The sequence below is a fragment of the Streptomyces axinellae genome (assembly GCF_039532135.1).
In the GTDB taxonomy this organism is placed as follows: Bacteria; Actinomycetota; Actinomycetes; order Streptomycetales; family Streptomycetaceae; genus Streptomyces; species Streptomyces axinellae.
In genome coordinates, this window is sequence record NZ_BAAARJ010000050.1 from 1 (window position 1) to 4725 (window position 4725).

General features: G+C 74.9%; 2 protein-coding genes. Both read right to left on the minus strand.

Annotated features, from left to right (window positions below; all coding sequences use genetic code 11):
• Positions 1 to 936 (minus strand): beta-ketoacyl synthase N-terminal-like domain-containing protein (locus tag ABD339_RS33310; RefSeq protein WP_344570916.1); only part of this gene is annotated, 936 nt, incomplete at its 3' end.
• A 48-nt stretch (positions 937 to 984) separates the two neighbouring features.
• On the minus strand, positions 985 to 4725 hold a 3741-nt coding region (locus ABD339_RS33315; RefSeq protein WP_344570917.1), incomplete at its 5' end, for an SDR family NAD(P)-dependent oxidoreductase.

Below are 4725 nucleotides of genomic sequence, written 5' to 3' on the forward strand. Positions count from 1 at the left end.
CGGCGCCGTCAAACCATTCGACGCACCATCCTGATTGACCGCACTCCCCCGCACCACCGCCAACACCCGATGCCCCAACCGCCGCGCCCGCGACAGCCGCTCCACCACCACCACACCCACACCCTCGCCCCAGCCGGTGCCATCCGCCGCGTCGGCGAAGGATTTGCACCGGCCGTCGGGCGCGAGGCCCCGCTGCCGCGAGAACTCGATGAAGGCGCCTGGTGTGGCCAGTACCGCGACGCCTCCGGCGAGCGCCATCTCGCACTCGCCCTGGCGCAGCGCCTGGCACGCCTGGTGCAGCGCCACCAGCGAGGACGAACACGCCGTGTCCACCGTCACCGCCGGCCCCTCCAGCCCCAGGACGTAGGAGATGCGCCCGGAGAGCACGGCGGACGCGTTGCCCGACAGCAGGTAGCCGGCGCTCTCCTCGCTCGCGTCCTGCGGCTCCGGCCCGTACCCCTGGTCGGTGGCCCCGATGAACACGCCGGTGGCGCTGCCGTGCAGCGACGCCGGATCGATACCGGACCGCTCCAGCGCCTCCCACGACGTCTCCAGCAGCAACCGCTGCTGCGGATCCATGACCAGCGCCTCCCGCGGGCTGATCCCGAAGAAGTCCGCGTCGAACTCGGCGGCGGAGTCCAGGAATCCGCCCTCACGGGCGTAGGTGCGGCCGTGCCGGGGCTCGGGGTCGTACACGTTCTCCGTGTCCCAGCCGCGGTCGGCGGGGAAACCGACCACCGCGTCGGTCTCCTCCGCCAGCAGCCGCCACAGCTCCTCCGGGCCCTCCGCACCACCCGGATACCGGCAGCCCATGCCGACGATCGCCACCGGCTCCCCGGACGCGTCGAGCAGTTCTCTGTTCCGGCGGCGCAGCCGCTCGTTCTCCACGAGAGAGGCACGCAGCGCCTCGACGACCTTCTCAGGCGACTTTGACATGCTTTCCGCTCCGGCATTCGGTGGTGACAGGTGGGGGATACGGAGCGCTCAGCGGGGGTCCTCGGTCCCCGGGTCGCCGAGCGCCATGCGGACGAGCGCGTCGTCGTCCAGATCCTCGATGCGGGTCTCCGCCGAGGGATCGGCGCTCCCGTCCGGCGTCGGCTCCGCGTCGCCCCCGGCGAGGTCCAGCAGCGTGTCGAGCAGGCCGGAGCCGCGCAGCCGGGCGACCGGGATCCGGGCGAGAGCCTCCAGCGCCCGGGAGTGCTCCGCACTGTCCGCGCCGTGGCGGGACGGCGCCGGGGCGGAGTCCGCCGGGAGCAGCTGCTCGCGCAGATGGGCCGCGAGCGCCTGCGGGTTGGGATGGTCGAAGACCAGGGTTGCCGGCATCCGGGTGCCGAAGGCGGCGGCGAGCCGGTTGCGCAGCTCGACGGCGGTCAGCGAGTCGAAGCCCAGCTCCCGGAAGGCGCCGGTGCGCCGGATCAGCTCCGTGGAGTCGTGGCCCAGCACCGCCGCCGCTTGCCGCACGATCATGTCCAGCAGCCGGTGCTCCTGCTCGGCCGGCGGCAGTCCCGCCAGCTCCCGCACGAGGGACTCCGCCTTCCCGGCCCCCGCGTTCTCGTCCGCCCCGGCCTCGGACTTGAGGGTCTGCCGCACCTCGGGCAGGTCGGCGATCAGCGGCCGGGGGCGGGCGACGGTGAAACCGGGGGCGAAGCTCGCCCAGTCCACATCGGCCACCGAGACGAACGTCTCGTCGTGGTCGAGGACCTGGGCCAGCGCGGCGATCGCCGCGTCGGGCGCCATGGGGCGAAGCCCGTGCCGGCGCAGATACTGCTCGGTCTCCGGGTCGGCCATGGTGTCGCCGCCGCCCCACAGGCCCCACGCCACCGAGGTGGCCGGCAGGCCGCGGGCGCGGCGCTGTTCGGCGAGCGCGTCGAGACTCGCGTTGGCGGCGGCGTACGCGCCCTGCCCCCGGCTGCCCCACACGCCGCCGTTGGAGGAGAAGAGGACGAAGGCTTCCACCAGTTGCTCGTCGAGAAGGCCGTCCAGGTTACGGGCCCCGGTGACCTTGCCTGCGAGGACTTCGGCGAACTCGTCGGCCGGCACGTCGGCCAGGGCCGTGGTGCGCAGCACGCCCGCCGTGTGGAAGACCGCCCGGACCGGACCGGCCGCCTGCTCGATGTCGGCGACCAGGGCCGCCGCCTGCTGCCGGTCGGACAGGTCGCAGGCGCGCAGGGTCACCTTGGCGCCCAGCGCCGTCAGCCGCGCCTCAAGGTCGGCGGCGCCAGGGGCGTCCGCCCCCCGGCGGCTGGTGAGCACCACGTGCTCGGCACCGTTCGCGGCGAGCCACTCGGCGACGTGGCCGCCCAACGCGCCCGTGCCGCCGGTCACCAAAGCCGTGCCCCGGGGGCGCCAGGTGCGGGGTGGAGTGGCCGTGCCCAGCCGGGCGCGGTCCAACCGGCGTGCGAGGGCGCCGCTGTTCCGCAGCGCGATCTGGTCCTCGTCGCCCGCTCCCGCCAGCAGGGCCGCCAGGCGGGCAGGCGTGCGCTGGTCCGGCTCGGCGGGCAGGTCGATGAGCCCGCCCCAGCGCTCGGGGTGCTCCAGTCCCAGGACGCGTCCCATGCCCCACAGTTGGGCCTGCTCCGGGTCGGCGGCGGGATCCTGTTCGGATACGGAGACGGCGCCCTGGGTGAGGAGCCACAGCGGAGTATCCGGCAGTGCGTCACCGAGCGCCTGGACCAGAGCGAGGGCCAGCACGGTACCGGCCGGAACCGGCCCCTCGGCGGCAGGCGGGTTCGCCGCGCCCGGCAGGGCGAGCACTCCGGCGACGGGCTCGCCGCCGGCCGCCCCGGCCAGCTGCTCCGCCAGCCGCCCCCGGTCCGCCTCCCGCCCGGAGACGGTGACCGGAACCGGGCGGGCCCCCGTGCCGGCGAGTGCCCGCTCCAGGAGTCCGGCGGTGTCCGCGTCCGCCTCCTGCGGGGTGACGACCAGCCAGCGGCCGGTGAGGCCGCCCGGCTGCGCGGGTGCGAACGGCTTCCAGGTGATGCGGTAGCGCCACGAGTCGATCACCGCGCGGGCCCGGGCGCCCCGGCGCCACTCGGCCAGCTCGGGCAGCACCTCCCGCAGCCCGTCTGCGGTGCGGGCGCCCAGGACACGTTCCAGCACACTGCTGTCGCCCGTCTCGATCGCCGACCAGAACTCCTCCTCCGGCCGTTCGCCGGGCGCCGCGGGCAGGGCGGCGCGGGTGGGCTCTTGCCAGTAGCGGCGCCGCTGGAAGGCGTAGGTGGGCAGATCGGCGCGGCGCGCGCCGGTGCCGTCGAACACCGCCTCCCAATCCGGTGCCGCGCCCACCGTGTGCGCCGCCATCAGCGAGGCCACGAACCGGGACAGGTCACCCTCGTCCCGGCGCAGCGAGCCCAGCGCCGTGGCGGGAAGCTCCAGCGCCTCGAAGGACTCCTGCATGCCCGGTACCAGCACCGGGTGCGGGCTCACCTCGACGAACAGGGTGTGCCCGTCGGCCGCCAGGCCGCGGACTGTGTCGGCGAAGGCGACGGTGCGGCGCAGGTTCTCGTACCAGTAGGCGGCATCCAGCGGACCCGTCCCGCCCTCGGAGGGCAGGCCCGTCACCGACGAGTGGAACGGGACGGCGGGCGCGGTCGGCCGCAGACCGTCGAGGTCCCGCAGCAGCCGCCCGCGGATCGCCTCGACCTGCCCCGAATGGGACGCGTAGTCCACTGGCACCCGGCGAGCCCGCACCTCACGCGCCTCGCATTCGGCCTGGAACTGGTCCAGGGCAGCCGCCTCGCCGGAGATGACCGCCGAGGAGGACCCGTTGACCGCCGCCAGGGAAAGCCGCCCCTCCCAGCGCTCCAGGGACTCCGCGAGTTCCCCGGCCGGCAGGGCGACGGACAGCATGCCGCCGTGTCCGGCCAGCTCGTCCCGGATGGCCTGGCTGCGCAGGGCGACCACCCGGGCGGCGTCGCGGAGGCTGAGCGCCCCGGCGACGCAGGCCGCGGCGATCTCGCCTTGCGAGTGCCCGACGACGGCGTCGGGCTCGACGCCGTAGGACCGCCACAAGGCGGCAAGGGAGACCATCACCGCGAACAGGGCCGGCTGCACCACATCCACGCGGTCCAGCGAGGGGCTGCCCTCCCTCTCGTGCAGCACATCGAGCAGCGACCAGTCGGTGAACTCGGCCAGCGCGTCGGCGCACTCCGCCAGGCGGGCGGCGAAAAGCGGCGACTCGGTCAGCAGCCGCGTAGCCATACCGCGCCACTGCGAGCCCTGCCCGGGGAAGACGAACACCGTCTTGCCCCGCCGTTCCGCGGCTCCGGTCAGCACCCGGCCGGACGGCTCGCCCGCAGCGAGGTCGGCGAGCCCGGCCATCGCCTCACCGGTGTCCCGGGCCAGCACCACCGCGCGATGTGCGAAGACCGAACGGGTGGTCGCCAGCGAGTACCCCACGTCGGCCGGGCGGTAGGAGGTCTTCGAGGCGAGACAGGCGTGCAGTCGCTGGGCCTGCGCGCGCAGCGCCGCCTCCGTCGTGCCGGAAAGCGGCCAGGGCACGACCCGTTGACCGGTCTCTCCGGCGGGCGGCTCCTGCTCCGGCACCGGCTCCGGCTCCGGCTCCGGCTGGTCGGCGAACTCCTCAAGGATCAGGTGGGCGTTGGTGCCGCTGATGCCGAAGGAGGAGACGGCGGCGCGGCGGGGGCGGTCGCCCTGCGGCCAGTCCTGCCGCTCGGTGAGCAGCCGCACGCCGCCCTGGCCCCAGTCGACCTCACCGCTGGGCGC